A 26,847-nucleotide genomic window follows, 5' to 3' on the forward strand; every position below is an offset into this window, starting at 1 on the left:
CGCCTGGCTAGTTAGCTCGATTATGGCGTGCACTACGCTTGATCCAAAACATTAAGACTGCTCAAACTTTTTTCGACGTGCCACTGCAAATAGGCACGCGTAAGTCGATGCACACTAGCCAAACGTTGTTTGTCGAGCAACTGATCTACCTGCCCCTGGTGCCCATGCTGCAATAGCCACATAATATGCAAAACCTCTGGATCGATATCTGCCGCACCACTCGGACGACACTGCACACACACCGCACCCCCAGCACCGGGATGAAAAGCATGATGCGGACCAGCCCGCCCACATTGCGCGCAAGCAAAAAGACTTGGCTGCCAGCCAGTCATATCCATAACCTGCAGTAAAAAACTATCCAGAATCAATAACGGATGTTCATGGTGCTGTAATGTGGCAATCGTATCCTTGACCAGATCGAATAGGGATTCTTCCTCAGCAAAACTTGCTTCGCTGAGCTTTTCGACGGCCTCCAATACCGCACTAGCTGCTAAATACCGCGTCACGTCGTCGATAATGCCTGAGCCGAAATACGTAATAGTATCTGCCCCAGTTATGGACTCAAGGTTTTTACCCGGGTACAGCTGGACATCAAGCTCTACAAAAGGTTGCAGTCTAGAACCAAACCTGCTTTTTGCTCGACGTACTCCTTTGGCTACGCCACGAATAAGACCATGATTTTTTGTGAGCAAAACAATAATGCGATCCGCTTCATTAAAATCAAAAGAGCGCACCACAAAAGCACGCTCTCGATAAGATTGACCACGAGCAACCACTAGAACCCTAATCTACCTAGCTGTTTCGGATCCCCCTGCCAATTCTTAAGCACTTTGATACGCAGGTCAAGATAGATATTTTGCCCAAGGAGTTTCATAATCTCAGGACGTGCCTCATAGACAATACGCGATAATCGACGCCCTTGCTTACCAATAATGATTGTCTTTTGCCCAGGTCGCTCCACATAAATGACCGCATGAACATTAAGCGTACCGGGGCGATCATCATCGGGAAGAATCTCATCAACCTGCACCGCCACAGAGTGCGGTAATTCATCTTTGAGCCCACGCAATGCAGCTTCACGAATCAGCTCCGCAATACGAGTCTCGGTATCGTCGTCAGTAATGTGATCATCAGGATAGAACTTTGGGCCTTGGGGCAACTGAGAGATGATAACGTCGATCAGCACATCACGCTGCTGTCCAGTCACCGCAGATACCGGCACCACTTCACTATCCGAACCAAGCAATTCATGCACAGCAATAAGCTGCTCGCCAACCTGATCCCGCGATACCTTATCAATTTTGGTAACAATCCCAATGAGCTTTGTTTTAGGCGCTACCCGACGCACCGACTCAATAATCCAACGATCACCAGGACCAATTTTCTCATCTGCAGGAATAGTAACCCCAATGAGATCCATATCGGCATACGTATCCTTAACCACCTCATTGAGACGCTCACCCAATAATGTGCGAGGACGGTGCAACCCCGGCGTATCAACGACGACAATCTGCGCCTTTTCATGGTGCACAATACCACGAATAGGGTGACGAGTTGTTTCGGGCTGGTTGGCAGTAATAGCAATTTTCTGCCCTACCAAAGCATTGGTAAGAGTGGATTTTCCAGTATTAGGACGACCCACAAAACTAATAAAACCAGAACGGAAATCTGCTGGCACTTCGGTGTACGACACCTGACTCCTTCACAACATTAGGGATATAGTTTGAGCACAACAGCACAAGCACGCAAACATTCCACCATCAATTATTTTCCTCAGCCTAACACACCAGCAACAGCAACTAGCGTCTACAGCTGACAAACTTGCACCAACTACGCGATTTTTTCCACACCAAATTGCATCTCAGGGTGAGCAAAACGCTCCTGCGAGTCAATAAGAGTAAGCTCGCGCGCGTCGGCAGCAAAGGTGTCAGAAATCAAATCAAATACACTCGATGCGGTACGAGCTAAGGCATCAGCAACATCATTGCTACGCACATAATGCCCAGTAAACAGCGCTGCCGTCACATCACCAGAACCATTGCGCTTAAAATCTAAAAATGGTGTTTGTACTTTCCACGCACCAGAATCATTAGCAGCAATCATCTCCACAGTGTTATCAGGACGATCAGGGCGCAACACCGAGGTAACCAAAATAGTATCCGGGCCAATTTTACGAGCCGCCTCAATAGCATTGAGCGTACTGCTTAAATCATGCGCTGCCACACCAGTGAGATACTCCAACTCAAATTGATTAGGGGTAATAATATCGGCAATAGGCACCACCCGATCACGCAATAGCGGTGGAATAAGATCCGAGACAAAGCACCCTGACTTCGCATTGCCCATAACAGGATCACACGCATACACCGCGCGTGGATTCACCTCTTTCACCCGCTCAACTGCCTCAATAATCACATCAGCAATATCACTACCGCCTTGATAACCCGATAGCACCGCGTCGATATCGCTATAGCCACCACGTGCCTCAATCCCCTCAAGAACACTACGCACTTGAGCTGCAGGGATAAGCTCTCCGCCCCACTGGCCATAACCAGTATGATTAGAAAAGTTCACAGTGTGAACCGGTAATACCTCATAGCCAATTCTTTGCAATGGGAATACTGCAGCAGAATTACCCACATGACCATAGCTGACGTGAGATTGTATAGAAAGAATACTCATATCTTTATCTTCTCTTATCCTGTCTTATCCTGATAAATTTTTCTTAAAAAATTAGTTATCCTCTGCCGCGGGCGCAGTATCTGCCGTATCGACCGCATGCATAGCACCTGTATGTTCCTCTTGCTCTTGTTCTGGTGTCAAGAGCGTGACCACAACCGACTGCATTCGGATTCGCCCACGACGATCACGACCGCCTTCAGCCTTCAACTCCAGCATCCCCATACGCACTGTAGTACCTGGTAGCGGCACTCGACCAAGCTCATATGCCAAAAGCCCACCAACAGTATCTACTTGGTCGCATATCTCCTCATCAAACTCAATGTTGATTCCCTCATCTCCATGATCTTCGTGAATCTGCTCCACCAGATCATCAAGCGATAACCGCGACACCACCCGATACGCCATACTGCCCGCAGCAGAAGCCACACCATCAGTCTCCTCAAGTGCTAACGGCTCAATTGGGGCAACCTCAAGCTCATCATATTCGTCAGCAATCTCGCCGACGATTTCTTCGAGAATATCCTCAATGGAAATCAGCCCAGCAATGCCACCATATTCGTCGACAAGCATGGCAATGTGATTACGATCATGCTGCATTTCCTGCAAAAGAGCGTCCAGATTTTTTGAGTCCGGCACAAAAATAGCCGGGCGCATAATCTCGTCTACTGTTACACTACGCCCGCCGTCGGTGGCATAATACGTGCGCTCCACCAGGTCTTTGAGATATACCACGCCCAGAATATCATCCACTGTCTCACCGATCACCGGAATACGAGAATGACCCGAACGAACACATAAACTTGTTGCCTGACCCGCCGTTTTACCTGATTCAATCCAGAGCATTTCTGGGCGCGGAACCATCACAGAACGCGCAGTAGTAGACGCGAGATCAAAAACTGATTGAATCATCCTGCGTTCTTCTACTTCCACCACGCCTTGCTGTTGCGCCTTATCGACGAGCTCGCGCAGCTCAACCTCGGAGGCATAGGGATCGCCCTTATCGCCACCAGGAGAAATAGTGTTTCCAATGCGGATGAGTAACCGAGAAAAAGGACTAAAAATAGTGCCGAAGATATACAGCACTAAGGAAGAACCAAGCGAAATGGAATACGGATTTTTGCGCCCGACAGTGCGCGAAAACACCCCGATAATCGCAAAGCTCACCAGAGAAATAACCGCAATAGCTATCACTAATGCCCAGGTAGAGGTATCAATCAAATGGTAGACGAGCAATGCAGCAAAAACAGCAGCTGTGGTGTCTAGAATCGTGCGCCCAAGCACCAACAAGTTGATGTATTCACCTCGCCGACGCACCATGCGCAGTAAACGTCGCACAGCGTGTGAGCCTTCTTCTTTTGCCATATTTTCCACACGGGCAACAGAAATAGTGCTCAGTGCAGTTTCGATAGTGCTTACTAATCCAGACAGCAATAGCGCTGCGCAAATAATCAATGCCGCGATAAACGGACTCACTAATTAGCCACCTTATTCACTGTTTTCGTCATGCTCACGTGGTTGTGCAATAGCAGGAATACCGCCGCCAGGAACCAACAAGTCTAATTGCGCCCGATCAGCTGCAGAAGGAAAAGCCCCTGCTCCACTAGGCTTTGGTTGATAACTCACACCACGACGCTGGCAATCAGCATACCAATCGCGCAGTAATTCATTCTGCAATGCAAACATCTGTTGTTCTTGGTCTGGTTCAATGTGATCATAGCCCAACAGATGCAAACAACCATGAGTGGTCAATAATACCAGCTCGTGACCTAAATCATGACCAGCCTTTTCTGCTTGGCGCTCGGCGAACTCTGGGCAAAGGATAATATCGCCCAGAATTGTCCCCTCTTGCTCTTCCACAGGCTCAGTCATTGTTCCATGTGGTTTCCCTCGCCCAGGAGTGAGTTCATCCATAGGAAAACTCATCACATCAGTAGGACCTTCCAACCCCATCCAGCGCATATGCAAGTCACTCATAGTGTCTAGATCCACTAATGATAGTTCTACTTCTGCATGAGGGTGAACATCCATCTCGCCAAGAACGAAGGTGGCAACGTCGATAAGCGCTTGCTCATTGACACCAGCAAAACCAGATTCATTTACTACCTCAATGCTCATTGTGTACTCCCTGTCTTAGGCGTAGTGTTCTGATTTTGGTCTTGGTCTTGTTGCGTTTGAGTTTCATAATGATCATATGCCTCTACAATGCGACCAACAAGCTGATGCCGGACGACGTCCTGGCTAGAAAGTTCAGAAAAATGCACTCCAGGTACGCCACGCAAAATATGACGTACAAGGCGCAAACCGGACTTCTGCCCAGTAGGCAAATCGACCTGGGTGATGTCGCCGGTCACGACCATTTTGGAACCAAACCCCAAGCGGGTAAGAAACATTTTCATTTGAGCAGGGGTGGTGTTTTGTGCCTCATCCAAAATGACAAATGCGTCATTGAGGGTACGACCACGCATATAAGCCAGCGGAGCTACCTCAACAATTCCCGCTTCCATCATTTTCGGGATCGCCTCTGGATCAACCATATCGCGCAGTGCATCATGCAAAGGACGCAAATAAGGATCAATTTTGTCATTGAGGGTACCGGGCAAAAATCCTAATTTTTCCCCCGCCTCCACCGCAGGTCTAGTCAAAATAATGCGATTGACCTGCTTTGATTGCAAAGCCTGCACCGCTTTTGCCATTGCCAAATATGTTTTACCAGAACCAGCAGGACCAAGCCCAAATGTGATGGTGTTCTCGTCAATGGCATCAACATATTCTTTTTGGCCATAGGTCTTAGGGCGAACAGCTTTCCCACGCCGACGAATAATATCATGCGCTAGAGCTTGGGAAATTGATTGTGGCGCTTGAGTGGTGACAATGCTAATAGCATGCTTGACTGAATCAGGGCTAATGACATGACCACGCCGGGCAATAGCTTGCAGTTCTTTGAGCACTGTCAGTGCGCGGGCTAGTTCATGTTCCCTACCAATGACGCTAATTTTGGTGCCACGGACAACAAAATTGCAGTCCAGTTGGTTTTCTAGAGTTTTTAAGTTCTCATCATTGATACCCAATATCGTATGAATATGAGCAGGATCTACTTCAACTGTTCGCGTTGCATACTCAGTGTGCGCCACTATAGGTTCACCATGTACTTTCTTAGTTTTCTCTGCACTACCATACATAACTGTTTGTGTACTCTCATGCACTCATACACTCATGCACTTTGACTGCACTTCCATCATATTGCGCTTGTGCTCATTGTGCAGTATTTTCCACGCGTACACCATCCATTCAGGTCTTATCCACATAAGATCATCATGACCAGCGCGAACTCCGTGCCCCAATGGCGGCTAGCGCTACCATGCCAGCACTTGCCGTTCTGAGCACTTCTGCCCCTAATTTGATTGAGGTAGCACCAGCAGCATGGAATTGTTCCAACTCCTGATCGGTAATCCCGCCTTCTGGACCAATAATGAGTGCCACGCGTCCAGATTCCCCAAACTCTAGACTACGAAAAGCCACCGTTGCCTCCTCATGGAGCACCACGACCATATCAAACCGACCAGCAACACTGAGGTAATCAATTATTTCTGTGGTGGAAAAAGGACCACTGACCTTAGGGATATGTGCCCGTCGGGATTGCTTAGCTGCAGCTATTGCGCTTTGCTGCCATTTCAACACCGCTTTATGAGTCTTTGCCCCCTGCCATTTAGCAATACAACGATGTGCCTGCCATGCCAGAATCTCATCTGCCCCGCCTTGGGTCAGCAAATCCACAGCCAACTCGCTGCGTTCCGACTTAGGCAACGCCTGAACCACACTCACCTGCAAAGCAGGTAACTCCTGATATTCATATGCGAGCACCACACCACTTAACTGTTCTTTGCCAGACACTGCGCTTACTTCTACCTGCGCACGCGTACCCACACCGTCGATAAGCTCAATAGTCTCACCAGGTTTTATTCTTTTCACACTCACGGCATGGCGACCTTCTGCCCCACTGAGCGTTATCTGCTCCCCCACAGATACCGCCCAAGGAGTACGCGCCTGCGCGTCCTCAGTGCCGAGGGCATTCAGATAGCCCTCTAAGTCATGAATAAAAACCGGCAAAGACACATAATCTCCTTCTCGCTTATCGACGCCAACCAGAAGTTTTACCTACGGAAATGATTACGGAACTTGCCAAAGAAAGAGCTCTCATCCTCTTTGCGCTTATGCACATCCGTGCGCTCTTTACTGGTGCCGCGCAGTTGCTCGAGAAGTTTCTTCTGCTTTTCGTCGAGATGGCTAGGCACCACCACATTGATATGGGCGTGCATATTGCCGCTGCTCTGCTGACGCAACCGCGGCATACCCTGCCCTTCCACAGTGATATCCTCACCAGGTTGAGTACCAGCAGGAACAGTGACAGTAATTTTTTCTCCAGCGAGGTTTTCTACCTCAAAATCCACACCCAATGCTGCATCAACCATAGGGACACTCACGCTAAAGTGCAGATCATCACCATCACGGTGGAAAACCGGGTGGCGCTCAATAGATATTTCGATAAATAAATCACCAGCAGGACCGCCACCATGACCTACTTCACCCTGCCCAGCCATACGAATGCGCATGCCCTCTGCAATACCAGCAGGGATATTAACGCTGAGATCACGCCTTGCCGCAACACGACCATCACCAGCACACTTGCTACAAGGATCAGTGATAACCTCACCAGTACCAGAACAGCTAGGACACGGTGATGAAGTCATCACATTGCCAAGGAAAGAACGCTGCACACTCTGTATCTCACCACTACCTTGACACTGAGTACACGTAACTGGTTTTGCTTTAGTTTGCGAACCAGTACCGGTACATTCATCACACAGCACGGCGGTGTCAATAGTTACTTCTTTCTTCGTACCGTTAAAGGCTTCCTCTAACGTAATACGCGCACGCAACAGCGCATCGGAGCCTTGTTGTACTCGTGAGCGCGGACCTCGACTACCAGCGCCACCACCAAAGAAAGTCTCAAATAGATCCCCTAAGCCACCAGCACCAAAGCCGCCACTAAAACCGCCGGCACCGCCACCTTGCTCCATAGGGTCACCACCAGCATCAACGATACGACGTTTTTGCGGATCCAACAGTACCTCTTGTGCCAAAGAAATCTCACTAAAGCGCTCGGCAGCTTCTTCTGTATCGTTAACGTCTGGATGATACTTACGTGCTAATTTTCGATATGCTTTTTTAATCTCATTATCGCTTGCACCACGATCAATACCTAGAATTGCGTAATAGTCACGAGCCACGGTGTTTTAACAGCTTCCTTTTCTCATTTTGTTCTACTCCTGGCGAGGTATTTTAGCCAAGAGAAAAATAATATACTACTCGCTATTGTCCAAAACCCTGCCAACATATTGTGCAACGGCTGACACCTTAGACATAGTTCCCAAATAATCCATATATGTCGGTCCTACCACGCCCAGTCCCCCCAAAGCCTGACCTTGCAATCCATAACCCGTAGCAACTACCGACGTCTGACTAAAATGTTCGTCCTCATTTTCATCACCAATACTCACATTCACCTGCCCCAAATCAGAAGCAGCACCCAAAAGTTTCAGCACCACAACTTGTTCTTCTAATGCCTCCAACAAAGCCGGTAGTCCTTGAGGAAAACTATGGCTTGCTCTGGTTAAATGCGAAGCACCAGCGAGAATAAGTCGATCATTAGGCTGTTCTACCAAAGTTTCAATTAACACCGTGGCACAAGCAACAAGGTGCTGATGAATATCAACAGTCACGCTGCCTTCTATGCAACTGGGATCTAAAAGTTGCGTCAACGATACCGACGCATCAGAAAGAGTCTTACCACCAAGTACCCTATTGAGCACATTGCGCATAACATGAACCTGCTGCTGGGTACATTCCTGTACTAATTCCACATTGCGCTGTTCCACTCGACCAGAATCAGTAATAAGCACCAAGAGCAAACGATGAGCACCCAGTAATACCAACTCACAATGTTTTACCCGAGCGACATGGAGATTAGGTAATTGCACCACCGCTACTTGCCTGGTGAGCTGGCTAAGAAGCTGCACACTACGTCGCAAGATATCTTCTAAATCCACACCATCTTCCAAAAACGACAGGATTGCCTTGCGTTCGGCAACAGACAAAGGCTTCACCTCATGCAAAGAATCAACAAAAAGACGATATGCTTTCTGGGTAGGAATACGCCCGGAACTGGTATGTTGCGAAACAATATAACCATCAGATTCCAACGCTGCCATATCATTACGAATCGTGGCAGAAGAAACCCCAAATTTATAGCGCTCCACCAGAGACTTTGATCCCACTGGCTCCTGAGAAGAAATATAATCAGCAACAATCGCCTGCAACACTTGTTTACGTCTTGTCTGCGCTGAATATGCCATCGTTCCTCCTCTTACCTTTACCCTTATTGCCGATCCTAGTATTGCCGGTTTCTAGCTCACGATTTAGTTATCTATCTCATCAAAGAGTATGTCAGCGATAATACCGTCGGCAAGCAAACGCCCGGCATCAGTTACTGCTACCCGGTCATCAATACGCACCAAAGAACGCTCAACAAAACTCTGCGCAACACGTAATTCACGAGCACTCAACTCAGCTTTATCAATGCCCTCGCGTAATCTTAGACCCAACATCACACGTTCTTCATGACGCTGTTGCGCACTCAACCATTCACTATCTGCAATGGGCAACTGATTCTGCGCCACAGCACGCGCATAAGTAGCTGGATGTTTGAGATGAGCAAAACGCACCGACCCCATATGAGAATGCGCACCTGGACCGGCACCCCACCAGTCACCATCACGCCAATAACATAAATTATGCTCGCACTGACCACCTGGTTGCGCCCAATTAGACACCTCATACCACTCAAAACCATGACCACGCAATGCCGTATCAATCATCTGATAACGATCAGCATAAGTATCTTCATCAGGTTGCGGTAACAATCCCTTTTTTAACTTACGCGCCATCCGCGTACCATCTTCCACAATAAGTGAATAAGCACTCACATGATCTACACCTGTAGCAAGCACCTGCTCTAAAGTATGCGCAACATCAGCATCTGTCTCTGTGGGCGTGCCATAAATCATATCCAGATTGACATGGGAAAACCCCGCTGCACGTGCTTCTCTCGCCGCCGCAAAAGCACGACCAGGAGTATGCGCGCGTTCTAGCACTTTTAACACTTGTGCTGACGCGGACTGCATTCCCAACGAAATACGCGTAAAACCCGCTTCTTTAAGCTCATCGAAGAAACGCGGCGAAGTCGATTCCGGATTGGACTCAGTTGTAATTTCGCAGTCGGGCGAAATACTAAAATTATTGCGAATTGCCCGCATAATCCGCCTCAAACCAACCGCGCCAAGCATACTTGGCGTACCCCCACCAATAAAAATTGTGCGCACCAAACGAGTATCGCCCTTGTCGGCACGTAGATGCGCAGCTAATTCAAGTTCTTTTTCTAAGGCATCAAGATAAGATTCAGTAGAAGCCTGCGCCCCCAACTCCCCAGGAGTATAAGTATTGAAATCGCAATACCCGCACCTTGAGCTACAAAACGGGACATGGATATAGAGTCCAAAAGGGGTATGCTCATCAATTGAGACGGCGTCGAAAAGCGGGAAATCGACCATGAATTTACTCACCATGTCTAGGATGCGTCAGCACTAGCAACACTATTTTTCTTGCTACGCACTCTAGCGACGATAGCATCAATGCGTGCACGCTCATTAAGGAATTGAGGTGGATTGCTACCGCGCATGGTACGAGCATAGTGCGGGTGCTCTTGAGCCACAGCAGCCAACCACGCGTGCCCAACAGAAAGAACCATATTACGCGTACGGTTATACAAACGCGGCAAGTTACTCAGGCCAGGATTCCGCGCCGCATACTCTGTCTGCCCCAGTTCCCACTGAGTCACATGGGCGAGATATTCCTTTACCAGTTCAGTGCGAGAATCAAGAGCTTGAGTTAGCTCACCAACGATAATCGGTGACTGTGTGATAGGAAACCGCTCTCGCAAACTATGCGTGTTAATCAGCACAGGAGTAGGTAAAAGAGCAATGGAAGATTCCTCACCAAGTGCTACAGTACCAGCAGCAAGACCAGAAGTAAGTGCTTGGTTTAGCCCATATAGCTCAGCCAAGATAGTGCGGGAATCCTGACTAGCTTCTGCAATAATTTCCTCGAACTCTGTGATGCAGTCTTCGACGAGTTCTTCATCCCAATCCGCAATGGCCTCAGCAAGATTTTCAATATAGGTGGCGACTTCATCACCGATATTAAAAATCTCTTGCACAAGCTCACGGTGACGCAGTGTTGCATCATGTACCTTCATGGCAGCGCCACCCCTTTTCTTGATTATTCCCAACCATTCACCATGAGAGCCAGTTATGATGAATGTGAAAATATCCTTAGTCTCGTCTTCTCTACGAAAGAAAACTCTAAAGTAGTTCTTCAAGGTTTGGGTGGCGGCTCGCCGTTATTGGCAGATAAGTTAATTCAGAGTTAGCGCTTATACAAATGATCAATAGCATCAGCATAACGACGCGCAACGATATTACGCTTTACCTTCATCGTTGGCGTAAGCTCATCAGCCTCTTCACTTAAGTCCCTATCAAGAATGTAGAATTTCTTAATTGCCTCAGCATGAGAAACAGTAGAATTAACTGCATTCACGGCATCTTGAATCTCTGCACGCAACACAGGGTCAGTAGCCAAATCACTAATCGAACGAGATTCTGGGATATTGCGATCCAAACGCCACCGTTTGAGAGCTTCCTCGTCCAATGTGATCAACAATCCCACGAAAGGCTTACCATCGCCAACAACCATCGCCTGGCTGATCATCGGATGCGCGCGCAAAGCATCTTCCATAGGACCAGGTGATACATTCTTACCACCAGCAGTAACAATCAGATCTTTCTTGCGACCAGTAATAACCAAATGACCAGAATCAAGTAGCTCACCAAGATCACCAGTATTAAACCACTCACCGTCGAAAGATTCTTTGGTGGCTTCTTCATTATTCCAGTAGCCGTCGAAAACGACATTACCTTTAACGAGAATCTCACCATTTTCGTTAATTCTCAGTGATACGCCGCCCACAGGCTTACCCACAGTGCCAATCTTTTGGTCAAGGAAATCAACCGCAGCAGCAGCAGTAGTCTCAGTTAAGCCATATCCTTCATAAATAGGCACACCGATGCCGCGGAAAAAATGGAGCAACTCTGGGCTCATCGCAGAGCCACCAGAAATACAGTATTTTACCGAATTACCAATTGCCGCACGTATTTTTGCATACACGAGCTTGTCAAATGCAGCGTGCTTGAGCTTGAGGAAACGAGAAGGTCCTTCTGGGGTATCTAATGCTTTAGAATACTCCTGGGCAATTTTTTCCGCCTGAATAAATAATGCCCCCTTGAGCGAACTATCCTCATAGGCGCTGGTTGCTGCAGAATTGCGCACCTTCTCAAACACACGCGGCACTCCCAAAATCAAGTTTGGTCTAGCACGTTGGAACTCTAGTGAGATAGTAGAAAAATCAGACCAGTGAGATTGCGTCGCACCGCCAATAGCCACCGCCAACGACACCGCCCGAGAAAACACATGAGCCAGCGGCAAGAAAGTTAACACGCGAGTACCTGGTGTCGCAATGGCACCAATAGGGTTAGTCAACACGGCACGTGCCTCTGCCAGCCAATTCGCATGAGTTAATCGACACCCTTTAGGGCGACCTGTAGTACCCGAGGTATATACAAGAGACGCAAGATCACTGGAATTAGTTGCAGCAATACGCGCATCAACTTCCGAACTATCAATGCTACGCCCCTCAAACTTGAGTGTTTCCACCGCCGAACTATTGATCTCCAAAATCCGACGCAACTGTGAATTAGATCCCTGCAACGCAGGCGTACCATCTTCACCCAACTCGAGGTGTTTTACTAAATCAGTGTGATCTCGGGTTTCTGTAATGGCAAAAACAGCTTGAGAATCTTCAATGATCCACTCAATTTGTTTCAAGGAAGAAGAACCATAAATCGGCACAGTAACAGCGCCAGCAGCCCAAATCGCAAAATCTAACAAATTCCATTCATAACGAGTCTCACTCAACAATGCCACGCGATCGCCCTGCTGAACACCAGCACTAATAAGCCCCTTCGCAACATCATAAACCTCAGTAATAAACTCAGCTGCGGTAACGTTAATCCACTCATAATTCTTCGGGCGGGTAAACAGTACACCATACGGGCGCGCCTGGGCAGTAGCCATAAGGGCAGTAAGACACGTTTCCTTCTCCCCAATAGTGTACTGAGCTTCTGTAGTTATTTCCTGCATATATTCTTTCCACCTAACGCAAGCACGCGTTTTCTTGGTAGGCGTATCGTCGGCAGCCATACCAGAGAACTAAAACTGATGTTTTACTCATATTTTAATCATATTTGCCACCAAAACTGTATATTCTCGCTTATCGACGTGGCTTAGCACCAAGAATACAGCTATGGCACAATAGCGCTTGTGAGCTACCAAGAAACTCTGCATGAACTCGCCGCTGCCTATCACATTGCCACTGGCTACCACGGATTTGGTGGCGAATACATAACCGCAAGCAACGATACGATACTAAAAATCCTCCATGCCTACGGAGTGACCTTTGACAAGGATACCGCTGCCGCAGGTGCCGAAAATTCTGCAAGCTCTGACGCACCCACTGAAGATCAATTACGCCACGCAATCCAAGCACGCCACAACGCACTCTTTAGTCAACCACTGCCACCAGCAATTGTGGCCGTGGCAGGCGATCCTCATGTATTTCACGTACACGTCCACGATGGTGCCCCAGCCGACCTAGAGATTCAGCTAGAAGACGGCTCTCTGGCCTATCCAGAACAAATCGACAACTGGACTCCCCCACGCACTATCGACGGCATTACCTGGGGAGAAGCGTCGTTTAAGCTGCCCGTAGACTTACCACTGGGCTGGCACACACTTACGCTACGCTCGCATGAGCTTAGTGCGAGCGCTTTTCTTGTGATTACTCCTGAACGCTTGCATACTGCTGATACTTTCCTTGACAAACCCGCTCATGGTGTGATGGCACAACTCTATTCTGTGCGCAGCAAAAATTCTTGGGGAATGGGTGATTTTCATGATCTGGGTCAGCTGGCGCAACTGCTTGCCACTGAAGCAGAGGCAGATTTTTTGTTAATCAACCCACTGCACGCTGCCGAACCTTTCCCACCGGTGGAAGACTCCCCTTACCTACCCACCACCAGGCGATTCATCAACCCTATTTATATTCGGATAGAGGATATACCAGAATATCTCGACTTGAGTGAAGATATTAAAGCTGACGTGCATACCATCGCCAATGAACTTCGTGCCCTCAACCACAGTAGCGACACCATCGACCGTAACCGGATATATCAAGCAAAACTACAAGTGCTGCAAGAAATTTTCCATATTGGGCGCGCAGCGGCACGCGAACAAGATTTCCAAGATTTTATCACTGACCAAGGCGAAGGACTCAAAGAATTTGCCCTATGGTGTGCCCAGGAACATAAGTCACACCATGCTGACTCAGAAACTGGCGCCCATGCTTTGCCTGAAGACATCACCCAAACCGCCGAATTCTATATGTGGCTACAGTGGATTTGCGACCAGCAACTTGCTGCCGCACAATCCCAAGCACGCGACGCTGGGATGCGCATTGGCATCATAGCTGACCTAGCAGTGGGAATTCACCCAGGTGGTGCTGATGCCCATACATTAGCGTCGGTTCTTGCTCCTGAGGCTTCCGTGGGTGCTCCCCCAGATAATTACAATCAACACGGACAAGACTGGTCCCAGCCGCCTTGGCATCCAGAACGGCTTGCCGAGCAGGGCTATATTCCTTGGCGCGATTTATTGCGCACTGTCCTTGCCCATTGTGGTGGCATTCGTGTTGATCATATTCTCGGGTTATTCCGACTTTTTTGGATTCCGCGACTGCAACCTGCCGCAACGGGCATTTATGTTCACTACGATTACAATGCGCTTATTGGTATCCTCGCACTTGAAGCCACACGAGCAAATGCCGTCGTTATTGGCGAGGATCTTGGCACATTCGAGCCGTGGATTCAGCATACTCTGGCTCATCGTGGCATCATGGGCACCTCTATTTTGTGGTTCGAGAGTTCTGACCATCATCCAGGTCCACGCTATCAGGAAGAATATCGACAATTAGCGCTTAGTTCAGTGACCACGCATGACTTACCGCCTACGGCAGGTTATTTAGCTGGCGCCCATGTTGCGCTACGTCAACAACTAGGTTTGCTAGGCGCAGACAGTGAACAATCCCATGCGGATCATGCACAGGATATGCACTGGCAAGCCGAAGTGCTCAACCGAGTTAAAGAACAAGGTGCTTTTTCCGGTTTAGCTCTCGACGCTACCGATTTCCATTCCCTCACGCGCCAGGAACGTGGCGATGTGGTGGATATTCTTGTTGGGTTACATCGCTTTATTGCTGCAACGCCTTCTGCCCTGACCTGCACAGCATTGGTAGACATGGTTGGCGATACTCGTATCCAAAATCAACCAGGAACCACTAAAGATATGTACCCTAACTGGTGCATACCCCTTAGCGATGCTTCTGGGAAAGCTCTTTTGTTAGAAGATCTTGCTGGTCTAGAACAATTTGCTCGCATAGCGCAGGCAAGTCGTCGCTTAGACACATAGGTGCCACATAGGTGCGCTGACTGTTTTAGAGAAGACTCACAAGCCACGCGATGAAAACTACCGCAAGCAATAAATATAATGCCTGGGTAACACGTGATTGTGGGTATTTTCTCTTTTGCTTGGGTAGCTGTTGATCTTCTTTACGTAATTGTTCTGGGTTTGCCATAGTCGTATCGTTGTCTCTTTGTGTCACGGTAGCTCAGTCTTGACTTTGGTCAAGATGAGGTGCGCGCACTTTTGTTTTTAATCCTGTTTTTAATCCTAGCCGTCGGGCTACGAGGGAAAAAGCCCGCGTAATCCAGGTGCCGCACGCGTCCACGCAGCGCAACCAGATCAATGCTAAAACACCACAGAGCGGCAGCACGATCATAAGCACCACAGGGCTTTGCAGCCATAGTGGCGCTGAGGTTAAAAATTGACTCAGCGCATCTACTCGCGCAATAAACCACTGATATGCGCCGCTTATCACCACACCCATATGTTTTATAGCGCCCCTGATAACCCGCGACGGCGCAGCAAAGGCGTAATATCTTTTTCTCGTCCGCGTAGTGCAATAAACGCCTGGGTGTAATCATCAGCGCCACCACGAGAAAGAACCACATCTCTAAACCGCTGACCAGCTTGGCGCGCAGCGGTATCAGTTTCCCCAGTACCAGCAGCGCCTTGTTCTTGGAACCAGTCAAAGCCATCAGCGTCGAGAGCTTCTGCCCACAAATACGAGTAATAACCGGCAGAGTAACCACCAGCAAAAATATGGTTGAAGTATGTAGAGCGGTACCGCGGCGCTATCTGCTCTAGTTCAATACCTGCCGCCGCCAATGCTTCTTTCTCGAATTGTTCAATATCAGCAGCACTCAACTGTGCAGCTTGTTCGGGGCTCAAACTATGCCAGGCGAGATCAATAATGGCAGCAGCAAGGTACTCGGTGGTGGCAAAGCCCTGCCCAAATTGACGAGATTTTTCAATAGCGGCAACAAGCTCATCACTAATCACCTCACCTGTTGTGATATGGCGTGCATAGTTGCGCAAAATCACTGGATCAAATGCCCAGTTTTCATTGATTTGCGATGGGAACTCCACATAGTCACGGGGAACATTGGTGCCCGAGAAACTTGGATAGCGCACATTGGATAGTAGTCCATGCAACGCGTGTCCGAACTCATGGAAGAGCGTGGTGAGGTTATCAATGCTGAGGAGCGCTTCGCTGCCGTCGGCAGGTTTTGTAATACCCATCACGTTTACTACCACGGGTTTGGAATCTAATAGTTGGGATTGATTCACAAAAGAAGACATCCATGCCCCGCCGCGTTTCGACGGACGGGCATAGTAATCCGTCACGAACAAACCAATACCAGTGCCATCTTCTTCTTTTACTTCCCATACTTCTACGCCCTCGGCATAACCTTTAAGATCTGGGCGCGGTTCGACGCTTATGCCATAAAGGCGTTGTGCTGCGTAGAACACTCCGTCGATAAGCACTTGACGCAGCGGGAAGTAGTGCGATAGTTCTTCTTCATCGAGATCAAAGTCACGAGCGCGAACGCGTGATTCCCAATATGGCCAGTCAGCAGCTGTGATTTCTTCAGAGGTTGCCTCGCTGAGGAGTTTTAACTCATGTTCTGCATTTGTGACTGCTGCAGGAGCAAGGTCATAGAGCAATTCACGAGCAGCACGAGCGCTACCAGCTGTTTCTTCTGCAATTACGTAGTCTGCGTGCGTATCATAGCCAAGCAACCGTGCCCGTTCTGCGCGTAATTGCACTGTTTCTATCACCAACTGAGCATTGCTGGTTTTTCCTCGTTGCTGACTTGCCTCATAGAGTGCTGCGCGTGCTTGATGCGTGGTGAGATTTGCTTGCTCAGACTGTACCGTTGGCAATTCAAGGGGCAACACATATGTACCGCTTTTACCTAAAGCTGCTGCGTCTTCCGCGGCAGAGGCAATTCTGCTAGGGCTTAGCCCTGCTAATTGTTCTGGATTGTCAAAAGATACTGCTAGTTCTTTTGTATCTTTGAGTAAGTTGCGTCCAAATTGGTCACTGAGCACAGACAATCTGGTGTTAATTTCTTTAAGACGCTCGCGTTGGTGTCCCTCTAATTGAGCGCCACGACGAGTAAAAAGGCGAAGTAAATGCTCATGCAAGCGTTCGGACTCTGCGTCTTGTGGTGGGGTTACTGCTGCTATGCGTTGGTAAAGATTATGGTTGAGGTAAATATCATCGTCATGAGCAGTAAGCGCAGGGATAATTCTTTCTGCTATTCCTTCTAATTCTTCGGTGCTATCGGTGGAAAGTAAATTGAAGAAAACATCTAGAGTACGGTTGAGGATTGCTCCTGATCGCTCAAAAGCCTCGACGGTGTTTTCCCATGTTGCTTCAGCCGGATTGTTAATGATGTCTGTTATTTCTGCACGCTGTTGTGCAATGCCGTGTGCAACAGCTGGCTCATAGTGGGAAGGGTTAATTGCTTGGAAATCAGGTAGTGCATAAGGCAACGTAGAGGGGCTAAAAAATGGGTTTTGTGTGTTATGTTCGCTCATGTTTATCTATGTTAGTGGTTTTATAGGGCTAGCACTTATTTTTGTTTTGGGCATTGCTATGATGGTGTCCATGCCGCCACATTCTGCTGATTCTTATCCCGATTACACCACTGCCCAGCGGGTACTCTGCCCTGCAGGCACGTTTGTCGGAATAAAACGCAATACACATGGCACGCGTGAAACACATAACTCACGCACCTCGTATGCCCAACATAGCGCAGGCAATGCCCACAGTGAACAGCATTTTTACCCCTATATCAGCTATGGGAAACTCAGTAGCACCTATGGCGATGCGGTCTTGGCGAGCCATCCAGATCATAATGTTGATTATGGTGCTAATCAGGGTGCTGATCATGGTGCAGCAAGCGCCAGCACCACAACCGCAGTAGATACCACTATTCCTGGCTCTAGCTCCTCTTATGCCTTTCCAGGTCATGATTTGCAATTAAGTATTACTACGCCTGCCACCGTACAAAGCGGGGATGATTTACCAGTTGTGGTTTTTATTCATGGCGGAGCGTATGAGGGTGGCTCAAGGGAAGAACCGTGGTTTTCTGGCACGGGGTTTGCTGCACGCAATATCATTACGGTCACTATTAGTTATCGACTCAGTTTGGCTGGTTTTTTACCTTTTTATGCCGATACTCCTGGCCACTATCGCGGTGTTAATGACTGTTTGCTTGCTTTGGATTGGGTACAAAAGCATATTGAGGATTTTGGTGGTGACCCCACTAATGTCACGCTCATGGGACAATCGGCGGGCGCGGGAATTGGACTGTGGTTGTGCCGAAAAGATCACTATAAAGGAACTTTTCGACGTGCATGGCTCATGTCTCCTGCTTTTCCAGCTAGCAGCTTTGCTCGTCGTAAGACTCTGTTGCGGGCAAGCCTTGGTGTGCCGCTGACTCGAGAGGGTTTAGCAAAGCTCGCTCCAGAAAAACTCACGCGACGGTATCGTCGATTTCGCAAAATGTATCTGGATCTTACCGTGGGTCCGTATCCGTGGCAGCCATCTGAGCTGGCAGAGGTGCCTATTGTATTGAGTTGCTTGGAGCAAGAATTTTATAATTTTGCTCCTGCTATCAAACTTGACCAGTCTCGCTATGGTGCTACTACACCTGTGCGTGCTTTTATGCGCAGAATGTATCGGGTTGCACGACATTATCGTTGGGATTCTTATAAACAACTGCTCACTGATTTCTTTTTCCGGTGCATTATTGAAAAAACAGCAGCTGCGGCGCCGCATTCGACGTGGGTCATACAATACTCAGGAAGTGATGCTGCTCCTGGGGTGCATTGTGCAGATATACCGTGGATATTTAATTCTCAAGCAGAAATCGCTGGAACTTCCTGGGAGTTGTTACGCAATCCTGCTCAGGAATTAGTTTCGAGTTCTCATGAGCGTGCAGTGCGGTTTATTCGTGGTCATAAACCTGACTGGAACCCCTATGGTGACTCAGCTCAGGTACTTTCGGTTTCTTTGGCTGATGCGCACGCCACACTTGTTGCTGATCCTTTTGCACACTTGCGTGGTGTGTTCCGTAGAGATGAGTAATTCAGATGAAAAATCCTTTTAGTAGCGCACAGTGCGGTGACTTAATCGCGGCACTGTGTAGTGGAGATATTCCAGATGGGGTGCAGTTACATGGGTGTGTTCCTGATGAGTTCGGTATTGTTTGCACTCAAGCTCTAGATGTTGAGCAAACTAATGACTCTTTTGTGGTTAGAGCTGATCAGGCGCGGGCACCTTATCCTCAGACTATATGGAAATTTTATGCGGATTTACCTGATGGTTTGAGTCCTGAGGTGGTGTTGCCTCAGTTCATCACGAAGCATATCCCTACCTTGGTGGGCTATATGACTTACTCTCTTGATGGGAATACCTACACTCTTGGTATTATTACCGAGTTTCTTGGCACGGCACAGGATTGTTGGTCTGCGATTCATAATGATTCTATGCGTCCACGTTTGCTTGCGCGGAGTGCTGAGCTGGGGACTTGTCTTGGTGAGATTCACCAAGAACTATTCCGGAACTGCCCACACTCACATATTTCTGGTGTTGCTCTCGCCAATCAGCTCAATGTTCGACTTGATGAGTTTGCCCAGGCTAGTGAGCTCATTTCTCCTTTCGTATCATCAGCACGTCAGCTGTATAACCAGCTTACTCAGGTAGCAACGATTCCTACCCAGCGTATTCATGGCGATTTGCACTTAGGACAGATACTCTCTGATACTTCTGGTTTTTATTTCCTCGATTTTGAGGGCGAACCAGGCTCAGACAACACAGTCCTTGATTCTCCACTGCGAGATATTGCTGGTATCGCGCGTAGTTTTCATTACGCTGGTCTTGAGTTCCCACAACACGAGTTCTTATCTGGATATCGACAAACAACTTCCGACGAAACACTCAATGACATGGTGCTATCTGCCTATATTGTTGATCGGTTCTTATATGAAGTTATTTATGAGCTTAACCATCGTCCTGATTGGGTAGAGCGCCCATTATCGAGCGCTCATTTCATCCCTGTGCTGCGTTAACCATTGGTGCCGTTGTTTTCTTTAACAGTGCCGTGAGTTAATTTCTTACCCAGGCACCAATCACTCCCGGAACAACTCCTTCGCGTTTTCCTATGAGTGCCGCAATGTTGTCGTCAACCTCTACCTCAGTGATAATCCCTTTGGGCTTTTTATTGGATTTGGCACTTGAAGCAGCAGATTGCATTGGCATCCCTCCCATCATATTTGCCCCGCGTCCTTGTGCTACTGCCTGCATTGGTGGTGCAGAGTTACTTGCCATAGCTGGCAATGATCCTGCACCTGAGCCCGAACCTGACATATTCATAGCCCGTAATGCTGACGTACCTGCCAATTGCTGAGGTAACCCGGAAGTACCACTTGCAGAAAGTGATCCTGCACCACGTACACCACCGAGTGCGCCAAGACCTAGTCCAGCAGATGCTAAGGCTGCTTTCCTGTTGGCGCTTTTAGCATTGTGCGCTGTATGACTGTCGTGCGAAGTAGTTGTCGAACCAAACTGACTATGTCCGCCTAATCCACTACTTGCACTGCGTGTAGCAGTATGACCTGCTAACTCTGAACCACCATGTGTACCATGAGCAACTGGATTAAGTGCAGAGTTCATAGCTGGTGTGCTCATCGCGTTGTGAGAAGATAGCCCCTGCGGTGATGTAGGCGCAACACCAGAAGTGGGTGTTGCTGATCCAGCTCCAGTGTGCGTATTTGTTGCTGCTGGATTGCTTGCGATATGCGCCATTTCAGCATTATTGAGTTTTGCTGCTTGCGCATCAATTGCGTTGAAATTACCTGCCCCGGGTTGTGCGGCTGCGCTATGCGTAGCCACTGGTGCACCTGTGGCACCTAACCCAGATGTGTTGGTCCGCCCCTTGCCTGCAATGGCATCCATGCCAATCTCAGTACCTATTCCCCCACTGAGTGCAGCATTGTTGACCATAAGATTGTTAATCTTTGGTACCGCTGCAGCGACATAGCTTGCCAAAGAAGCCTGCATTTTTGCAAGATAACCTTGCTCTACTGCTTTACGTTCTACCGGATCAGTGATCGCCTCTATCGCTGGTAATGCTGCCGATACTTCACTGAGCATGGCTGCTTTAATCATTGATAGTTTGTCTACGTCACTGGCTAATATCTGAGCATTGGCTGCAAAGAATTCACCTTGCGTAGCCATCTCATTGATTCGAGCTACTGCTCTATCAAATACAACACCACTATTTGCTGCTGCGATTTGTCCTGCTACACCACGTAGCTGAGCAGCGACTTGTGCACAATGGTTACTCATATTTCTCCATGTAGTGCTTGCTGCCACAACATCAGCATCATTAGTTGCCGCCAACGACGCTGCTAGTGCTTCTATTGATGTTGCTGGTGCTACTACTGGTGGTGGGAAAAAGAAATTCTCGAAACGCGTTGGTGGACGCATCGGGAAAAGAGCCGCCTCTGCACCAACACTGCCACCCTCATCAGCAATATCCATTGCTCGCCCAATGTAGCTATTTTGCCCTGTTAAAGCTCGCAATGTAATACGAGCATTCTTGCTCAACCAAGAAAGCTGCTGATTAAAAGAGTTTAGAATCGTTTGTGCAGAACCAACGCCACCATGCAACACCATAGCGTGCCCAGCACCTAACTGGTCTAAGCCAGATACGCTTGAATAGCCGCCTGAGATTGTACTGACTCCGGAAAATATACTCCCTGCTAAAGAACTCTTCGATAAAACCATCAAAGTGTTCGTTACTGCCTCTAATTCTTTTGCATCAAGCGATAGATCCATTATTCCCCCACCTCATCTGATATATCTGCTTCAATGTTTGTGCTGCCATTGAACACAATTCTTCATAGTCAACTTCAGAATGAATACCTGAAGTATAAACGGTATAAAGACGACCATTAGGCGTGGCTATACTAGCCATACATTGCTCAGGTGGCCCCTGGAGCAAACTAACATACGCCCCAGCCAACATAGGATCTGTAATATCCCGTACCCTTGTTGTCTTTTCTTCCACCATCTCTCTGCTAGAGGTATCCACTCCCAAAACAACAAGATATCTACTTAGCCCTGATACATCTATATCAGGAATATCAAAAACAGAAACATCTTTTTCTTGGGAATCAAATGAACATCCGATATGTGGATACTTATGTTCTCCTTCATAAACTTCCCCCGTAAATTCCAGCCCCATCTCCCTAAACTGTTCCGTCGAAAGCTCGGCGCAGATATTGACGTAGTGAAAGTCAGGGGAATCTCGGTCAAAAGTTGCCACAGCGGACGTCGGTTTCCCTGATGTTGATGTGACTACCGATGAGGCAAGTTTTGACGAAGCAGCAGCTTTCCCCTCCTCTTTGCTGCTGCCTGCGGTAGAACATGCGCAAAGCACAAAACATATGCTGCACAGCATGAACATACTGTGCAGCGTTATGCCCAGGTAACTGCGCATATCCTTTTGCGTTGTAAAAATCATGAACATTCCTTACTCTTCTTTTTAGTGTGCTGCGTAGTAGACACAGTTCACACTCAAAAAGAAATAGACGAGTAGAAACGCAAAAGGGTTCCACGGGGCTAAAAGAGACGACTAAAAGGAAAAGTAGCAGGTAGCACGCTATGCGTTGTTGAGGTCACCGGTGAATCTAAGATTGCCAATGCTAAAGGTAGCGTCGTAAAGGCTGCCATAGCTGGTGTCAAAAGCAAAGGCTAGGTTAGTCGACGCGTGGGGACCAAGTGGCAGGTCAAGTGCGATAGTTCCTCCAGATACTCTCGAGGCTTCTGAGCCAGAAATACTTAAGGTTGGCTGCCCAAGTGCATTTGGCGGCAGTGGAACATCATTGTTGTTAGTAATAAGCACATAAACAAAGTTTCCTCCGCCTTCTTGGTTATACCCTGTTCCTTGCAGCTCTACTGAGATATGGAGTCCAGGATCTTCCGTAGGCTTTGTAAAATCCGTTACGGTAATAGGCTCAACTGGTTGGGCAACAAACGCTGGCGCAGTGGTAGTGGTCGGTGCTAGTGAGATTTCTGAATTAGCAGTTTTTTGTTCATCACTACAGGCACTTAACGTCATGGTGGCGATAATTGTCACAGCAGCAATGCTCTTTTTCTTCATTGATAATTCCTTTGTCTAACTAGCTCAATATCCACAACAATGCAGCCGCAACGCAGCGCAGTAGGCAACATGAGCGTATTGTTTTCTTCGTTACTATGATTCTAGCTTGTCTTAAGAGTTTAGAAAGTTTCGGTGTTTATTGCATAATGGGTTCGATCACAAGAATTTTACGCAGCGCAAAAACCTTATGGCCTTATTATTTGGGAGTGATAAGCAGCGCAGTTATTATTTCGCTTTTATCATTGCTTATTCCTTTTATTTTGCGCGATGCTACAGATACGATCGTCGAAGCGCTCTCCGACAAGTCGGGTAAATCGGGGTGGGCTGAGGCAAAAAGCCATCTCATGGTGCTTGCTATTGCGTTGCTCGTAGCCCAATTATTAAACACTATTTTGCGCAATGTGGGTGGATACATTGGTGATGTTATGGCTGCACGAATGCGTCAGATTCTTTCTACGAGGTATTTTGCGCAGCTTTTGGGAATGCCGCAGCGTTATTTTGATAATCAGGTAACTGGTACGATCATTGCGCGTTTGGATCGGTCTATTTCTTCCATTACCCAAGCATTGCAGTCGATGGCTAATAGTTTCTTTCCCATGCTTATTACCCTTGGCGCTGTGCTAGGTATTTCGGCATGGTACTACTGGCCTTTGGCTTTGCTCCTTGCCGCGATTATCCCAATTTATATGTGGCTTACTTCTTTGACCAGTAAACGCTGGCAGAGTACCGAGAGTAAGAAAAATGAGCAGATTGATCTTGCCGGGGGTCGGTTTGCCGAAGTTGTTGGTCAGATTAAAGTTGTGAAATCTTTTGTCTCTGAGCTGCGCGAATTAGATACTTTTGCTAAGCGCTATCGCCATACGGTGAACTACACCAAGACGCAATCCTCGTGGTGGCATCTTATGGATGTGCTGCGCGGCGGAGTGATGGATGTGATTTTCTTCGCTATCTATCTCATGCTGTTCTTCCGCACTCTCGAAGGCGCGTTTAGCCTGGGCGATATGGTGTTGTTATTGCAGTTGGTGAATATGGCGCGTCAGCCTATGACCATGATGAGTTGGGTGGTTGACACCACGCAGCGAGCGATTGCTGGTTCCAAAGATTATTTCGAGGTTATGGAGCACAATCTTGAAAATACCGTCAACAAAGAAATTGCTGCTGCTACTCAGGCTTCCGACGTTCCACAGCTGAGCACCCATAAACCAGAACAATTGCCAGAAACTGATATTGCTTCCGATGTCATGATTAGCTTCGATAATGTCAGTTTTTCCTATGAGAGCAACGAACCGGTACTGAACTCGATTAGTTTTCAAGCCGCCAAGAATCAACGTATCGCTTTGGTCAGTGAATCAGGTGGTGGAAAATCTACGATTGTTAATCTTCTCCTTGGGTTGTATCGTCCGACGTCAGGGCAGCTCATGGTTGCTGGCCATGATGTGAGGCATCTTTCAGCTGAGCAATTGCGCGCCAATGTGGGTGTGGTATTCCAAGAGGCATCATTATTCTCGGGAACGATTTTTGAGAATATCGCTTATGGTCGCCCTGATGCGTCGCTGAACGATGTGATTGCCGTCGCTAAGCGAGCGCATGCTCATGATTTTATTTCTGCTTTCCCCGATGGCTATCACACTGTGATTGGTGAGCGCGGTTTGCGTTTATCTGGTGGGCAGAAGCAGCGCGTCTCCATTGCACGAGCGATGCTCAAGGATGCGCCTATTTTGGTTCTCGATGAGGCTACGTCAGCGCTCGACGCAAAAGCAGAGATTGCGGTACAAGCAGGTCTTGATGAGCTGATGGTGGGCAGAACAACGCTTATCATTGCGCATAGGCTTTCGACCATTGCCGATGTGGATACAATCATTACGCTAGATAAAGGCGAGGTTGATGAGATTGGCAGCCCTGCTCAATTGGCTCACACTGGCGGCATTTATTCTCAGTTATTGGATTTAACTTTGCATAGTAGTGAAGAGAACAAAGCCAAGCTCAAGCGCTTTGGTTTTCACGGCTAAAGAACTCTAAGGAGTTCTAAGGAGCTTAAATAGACTAGACGGTCTAATACTGGTCTAGTATGGAGCCTATGTTATTTCCAAGTTATGCAGAATTAAAGAATCGTCGCACGTTAAAGTGGACTCGCTACCCTGATGATGTTATCCCGCTGTGGGTAGCCGAGTCTGATTTTAGCACTTGTCCAGCAATTACCGAGGCTCTTGCACGTGCCGTGGAGCATGAGAGTTTTGGTTATCCACCTGATAATGCGGGTATTGCGGCAGCAACGGCACAGTTCTACCAGGATCATTATGGTTATCCAGCGCGCCCGGAGTGGATCTTTCCGGTGCCCGATGTGGTACGTGCGTTGTGTATCGCGATTGAGCATTTTACCCGCAAAGATTCTACTGTTATTATTCCGGTTCCTGCTTATCCACCATTTTTCCAGTTGCTTTCGACGACCAACCGCGAAGGCGTGTTTCTCGACGCCAGAGATGGCATTGATTTAGCTGAGGTAGAAGCTGCCTTCCAACAAGGTGCAGGGGCGATTGTGCTGTGTAATCCTTTTAATCCATTGGGGTTTGTCTTTAAGCAGGATTATCTCATTAAGCTCTGTGACCTGGCAGCGCGCTATGATGCTCGAGTTTTGGTTGATGAGATTCATGCCCCACTGGTGTATGAGGGCACACATATTGTCGCAGCTGGTGTTTCTGACACTGCGGCTCGGGTGTGTATCACAGCCACTGCAACCTCAAAGGCATGGAATACTGCTGGGCTTAAATGTGCACAGCTTATTTTCTCTAATGCTGAGGATGTGCGCACGTGGAATGCTCTTTCCCCTATTGTCAAAGACGGTGTTTCTACTTTTGGTCTGATTGCTGCCGAGGCTGCCTATACGCATGGGCGCGAGTTTTTGGCTGAGGAATTGGCTTATCTGGATGCTAATCGACGCTTTTTGGTTGAGGAATTACCTCGTCGTTTCCCTGGTATCAAATTATGTGCACCGGCAGCTACTTATTTACTTTGGCTTGATTTTTCCGATACTGTTGTCCCTGGCAATCCGTCTGAGTTTTTCTTGGAAAAGGCAAAAGTCATGCTGAACGACGGTGAGTGGTTTGGTGAGTTGGGCAAAAATTGCGTTCGCCTTAATTTTGCTACTTCCCGTGAGATTCTTGACCGTGCTCTTTCTCGTATGGAAGAAGCAGTACAAGCACTATGAATGCCATAGTGCACACACCTAATTTTTATTCTT

At 48.0% G+C, this 26,847-nt stretch carries 23 protein-coding genes; 5 read left to right on the forward strand and 18 right to left on the reverse strand.

Annotated elements, in window-relative coordinates:
- Positions 1–32: 32 nt before the first annotated feature.
- The 12 genes from recO to FQV43_RS07495 all read right to left on the reverse strand — a co-directional run bounded on the left by recO (position 33) and on the right by FQV43_RS07495 (position 13,053).
- Complete coding sequence (gene recO / locus FQV43_RS07440; protein ID WP_144273293.1) at positions 33–776, reverse strand: DNA repair protein RecO; 744 nt, start codon at positions 774–776, stop codon at positions 33–35.
- A complete protein-coding gene (gene era / locus FQV43_RS07445; RefSeq protein ID WP_144273294.1) occupies positions 776–1,693 on the reverse strand; it encodes a GTPase Era in 918 nt (305 codons plus the stop codon). The genes recO and era overlap by 1 nt, the downstream gene beginning before the upstream one ends.
- A 137-nt stretch (positions 1,694–1,830) precedes the next feature.
- Positions 1,831–2,682 (reverse strand): pyridoxal kinase PdxY, encoded by an 852-nt coding sequence (gene pdxY / locus FQV43_RS07450; protein ID WP_144273295.1) that lies wholly within the window; start codon positions 2,680–2,682, stop codon positions 1,831–1,833.
- Between the two features lie 51 nt (positions 2,683–2,733).
- Positions 2,734–4,155, reverse strand: coding sequence for a hemolysin family protein (locus FQV43_RS07455; RefSeq protein WP_146339778.1), 1,422 nt, complete (start codon positions 4,153–4,155; stop codon positions 2,734–2,736).
- 12 nt (positions 4,156–4,167) lie between these two features.
- The gene (ybeY, locus tag FQV43_RS07460; RefSeq protein ID WP_146339780.1) at positions 4,168–4,797 is read right to left on the reverse strand and encodes an rRNA maturation RNase YbeY; all 630 of its coding nucleotides are present in this window, start codon (positions 4,795–4,797) and stop codon (positions 4,168–4,170) included.
- Positions 4,794–5,861 (reverse strand): PhoH family protein, encoded by a 1,068-nt coding sequence (locus tag FQV43_RS07465; protein WP_146339782.1) that lies wholly within the window; start codon positions 5,859–5,861, stop codon positions 4,794–4,796. Before FQV43_RS07465 ends, ybeY begins: the two co-directional genes overlap by 4 nt.
- A 133-nt stretch (positions 5,862–5,994) precedes the next feature.
- Positions 5,995–6,795, reverse strand: a complete 801-nt coding sequence (locus FQV43_RS07470) for a 16S rRNA (uracil(1498)-N(3))-methyltransferase (protein ID WP_246846889.1) — start codon at positions 6,793–6,795, stop codon at positions 5,995–5,997.
- Between the two features lie 38 nt (positions 6,796–6,833).
- On the reverse strand, positions 6,834–7,970 hold the full coding sequence (gene dnaJ / locus FQV43_RS07475; protein WP_146339784.1) for a molecular chaperone DnaJ: 1,137 nt from the start codon (positions 7,968–7,970) through the stop codon (positions 6,834–6,836).
- A gap of 75 nt (positions 7,971–8,045) precedes the next feature.
- Entirely contained in the window at positions 8,046–9,095 is a 1,050-nt protein-coding gene (gene hrcA, locus FQV43_RS07480) for a heat-inducible transcriptional repressor HrcA (RefSeq protein ID WP_144273300.1), read from the reverse strand.
- Between the two features lie 63 nt (positions 9,096–9,158).
- Positions 9,159–10,349, reverse strand: a complete 1,191-nt coding sequence (hemW, locus tag FQV43_RS07485) for a radical SAM family heme chaperone HemW (RefSeq protein ID WP_246846891.1) — start codon at positions 10,347–10,349, stop codon at positions 9,159–9,161.
- 17 nt (positions 10,350–10,366) lie between these two features.
- Complete coding sequence (locus tag FQV43_RS07490) at positions 10,367–11,053, reverse strand: hypothetical protein (RefSeq protein WP_144273302.1); 687 nt, start codon at positions 11,051–11,053, stop codon at positions 10,367–10,369.
- Positions 11,054–11,223: 170 nt separating this feature from the next.
- Complete coding sequence (locus tag FQV43_RS07495; protein WP_144273465.1) at positions 11,224–13,053, reverse strand: long-chain fatty acid--CoA ligase; 1,830 nt, start codon at positions 13,051–13,053, stop codon at positions 11,224–11,226.
- A gap of 180 nt (positions 13,054–13,233) precedes the next feature.
- Here FQV43_RS07495 and malQ point away from each other — a divergent pair, with 180 nt between their 5' ends.
- Positions 13,234–15,435, forward strand: coding sequence for a 4-alpha-glucanotransferase (gene malQ / locus FQV43_RS07500; RefSeq protein WP_146339786.1), 2,202 nt, complete (start codon positions 13,234–13,236; stop codon positions 15,433–15,435).
- A 25-nt stretch (positions 15,436–15,460) separates the two neighbouring features.
- Here malQ and FQV43_RS07505 read toward each other — a convergent pair whose 3' ends face one another.
- From FQV43_RS07505 to FQV43_RS07515, 3 genes are read right to left on the reverse strand one after another with little or no spacing between them, the layout of a single operon-like run.
- Complete coding sequence (locus tag FQV43_RS07505; protein WP_144273466.1) at positions 15,461–15,601, reverse strand: hypothetical protein; 141 nt, start codon at positions 15,599–15,601, stop codon at positions 15,461–15,463.
- A gap of 33 nt (positions 15,602–15,634) precedes the next feature.
- Positions 15,635–15,913 carry a hypothetical protein gene (locus FQV43_RS07510; protein ID WP_146339788.1) on the reverse strand — a complete coding sequence of 93 codons (279 nt, stop codon included), beginning with the start codon at positions 15,911–15,913 and terminating at the stop codon, positions 15,635–15,637.
- Between the two features lie 5 nt (positions 15,914–15,918).
- Positions 15,919–17,973, reverse strand: coding sequence for a M3 family metallopeptidase (locus tag FQV43_RS07515; protein WP_146339790.1), 2,055 nt, complete (start codon positions 17,971–17,973; stop codon positions 15,919–15,921).
- On the opposite strand from FQV43_RS07515, the gene FQV43_RS07520 reads away from it, so the two are divergent.
- Together FQV43_RS07520 and FQV43_RS07525 are read left to right on the forward strand one after the other, a co-directional pair.
- The gene (locus tag FQV43_RS07520) at positions 17,972–19,528 is read left to right on the forward strand and encodes a carboxylesterase family protein (RefSeq protein WP_146339792.1); all 1,557 of its coding nucleotides are present in this window, start codon (positions 17,972–17,974) and stop codon (positions 19,526–19,528) included. The two genes, FQV43_RS07515 and FQV43_RS07520, sit on opposite strands and share 2 nt — an antisense overlap.
- 5 nt (positions 19,529–19,533) lie before the next feature.
- The gene (locus FQV43_RS07525; protein WP_146339794.1) at positions 19,534–20,511 is read left to right on the forward strand and encodes a phosphotransferase; all 978 of its coding nucleotides are present in this window, start codon (positions 19,534–19,536) and stop codon (positions 20,509–20,511) included.
- A gap of 37 nt (positions 20,512–20,548) precedes the next feature.
- On the opposite strand, the gene FQV43_RS07530 is transcribed toward FQV43_RS07525, so the two are convergent.
- The 3 genes from FQV43_RS07530 to FQV43_RS07540 all read right to left on the reverse strand — a co-directional run bounded on the left by FQV43_RS07530 (position 20,549) and on the right by FQV43_RS07540 (position 23,609).
- The gene (locus FQV43_RS07530) at positions 20,549–22,282 is read right to left on the reverse strand and encodes a hypothetical protein (protein WP_146339796.1); all 1,734 of its coding nucleotides are present in this window, start codon (positions 22,280–22,282) and stop codon (positions 20,549–20,551) included.
- Entirely contained in the window at positions 22,266–22,970 is a 705-nt protein-coding gene (locus tag FQV43_RS07535) for a DUF3558 family protein (protein ID WP_168195069.1), read from the reverse strand. Before FQV43_RS07535 ends, FQV43_RS07530 begins: the two co-directional genes overlap by 17 nt.
- 138 nt (positions 22,971–23,108) lie before the next feature.
- Positions 23,109–23,609, reverse strand: a complete 501-nt coding sequence (locus FQV43_RS07540; RefSeq protein ID WP_144273310.1) for a hypothetical protein — start codon at positions 23,607–23,609, stop codon at positions 23,109–23,111.
- 146 nt (positions 23,610–23,755) lie between these two features.
- Here FQV43_RS07540 and FQV43_RS07545 point away from each other — a divergent pair, with 146 nt between their 5' ends.
- Both FQV43_RS07545 and FQV43_RS07550 read left to right on the forward strand, forming a co-directional pair.
- A complete protein-coding gene (locus tag FQV43_RS07545; RefSeq protein WP_144273311.1) occupies positions 23,756–25,618 on the forward strand; it encodes an ABC transporter ATP-binding protein in 1,863 nt (620 codons plus the stop codon).
- A 68-nt stretch (positions 25,619–25,686) separates the two neighbouring features.
- Positions 25,687–26,814 carry a MalY/PatB family protein gene (locus tag FQV43_RS07550; protein ID WP_146339800.1) on the forward strand — a complete coding sequence of 376 codons (1,128 nt, stop codon included), beginning with the start codon at positions 25,687–25,689 and terminating at the stop codon, positions 26,812–26,814.
- Positions 26,815–26,847: the final 33 nt, after the last annotated feature.

Source organism: Corynebacterium sp. sy039, from assembly GCF_007904105.1.
Taxonomy (GTDB): Bacteria; Actinomycetota; Actinomycetes; order Mycobacteriales; family Mycobacteriaceae; genus Corynebacterium.

Coding starts and splice junctions, on each gene's coding strand:
- hemW (WP_246846891.1), bottom strand. CDS start 10,349: ATGGTCGATTTCCCGCTTTTCGACGCCGTCTCAATTGATGAGCATACC.
- FQV43_RS07525 (WP_146339794.1), top strand. CDS start 19,534: ATGAAAAATCCTTTTAGTAGCGCACAGTGCGGTGACTTAATCGCGGCA.
- FQV43_RS07540 (WP_144273310.1), bottom strand. CDS start 23,609: ATGAAGAAAAAGAGCATTGCTGCTGTGACAATTATCGCCACCATGACG.
- FQV43_RS07465 (WP_146339782.1), bottom strand. CDS start 5,861: ATGTATGGTAGTGCAGAGAAAACTAAGAAAGTACATGGTGAACCTATA.
- pdxY (WP_144273295.1), bottom strand. CDS start 2,682: ATGAGTATTCTTTCTATACAATCTCACGTCAGCTATGGTCATGTGGGT.
- FQV43_RS07550 (WP_146339800.1), top strand. CDS start 25,687: ATGTTATTTCCAAGTTATGCAGAATTAAAGAATCGTCGCACGTTAAAG.
- FQV43_RS07530 (WP_146339796.1), bottom strand. CDS start 22,282: ATGGATCTATCGCTTGATGCAAAAGAATTAGAGGCAGTAACGAACACT.
- FQV43_RS07535 (WP_168195069.1), bottom strand. CDS start 22,970: ATGATTTTTACAACGCAAAAGGATATGCGCAGTTACCTGGGCATAACG.
- FQV43_RS07510 (WP_146339788.1), bottom strand. CDS start 15,913: ATGGGTGTGGTGATAAGCGGCGCATATCAGTGGTTTATTGCGCGAGTA.
- FQV43_RS07515 (WP_146339790.1), bottom strand. CDS start 17,973: ATGAGCGAACATAACACACAAAACCCATTTTTTAGCCCCTCTACGTTG.
- FQV43_RS07490 (WP_144273302.1), bottom strand. CDS start 11,053: ATGAAGGTACATGATGCAACACTGCGTCACCGTGAGCTTGTGCAAGAG.
- FQV43_RS07545 (WP_144273311.1), top strand. CDS start 23,756: ATGGGTTCGATCACAAGAATTTTACGCAGCGCAAAAACCTTATGGCCT.
- hrcA (WP_144273300.1), bottom strand. CDS start 9,095: ATGGCATATTCAGCGCAGACAAGACGTAAACAAGTGTTGCAGGCGATT.
- FQV43_RS07495 (WP_144273465.1), bottom strand. CDS start 13,053: ATGCAGGAAATAACTACAGAAGCTCAGTACACTATTGGGGAGAAGGAA.
- FQV43_RS07520 (WP_146339792.1), top strand. CDS start 17,972: ATGTTTATCTATGTTAGTGGTTTTATAGGGCTAGCACTTATTTTTGTT.
- FQV43_RS07505 (WP_144273466.1), bottom strand. CDS start 15,601: ATGGCAAACCCAGAACAATTACGTAAAGAAGATCAACAGCTACCCAAG.
- ybeY (WP_146339780.1), bottom strand. CDS start 4,797: ATGAGCATTGAGGTAGTAAATGAATCTGGTTTTGCTGGTGTCAATGAG.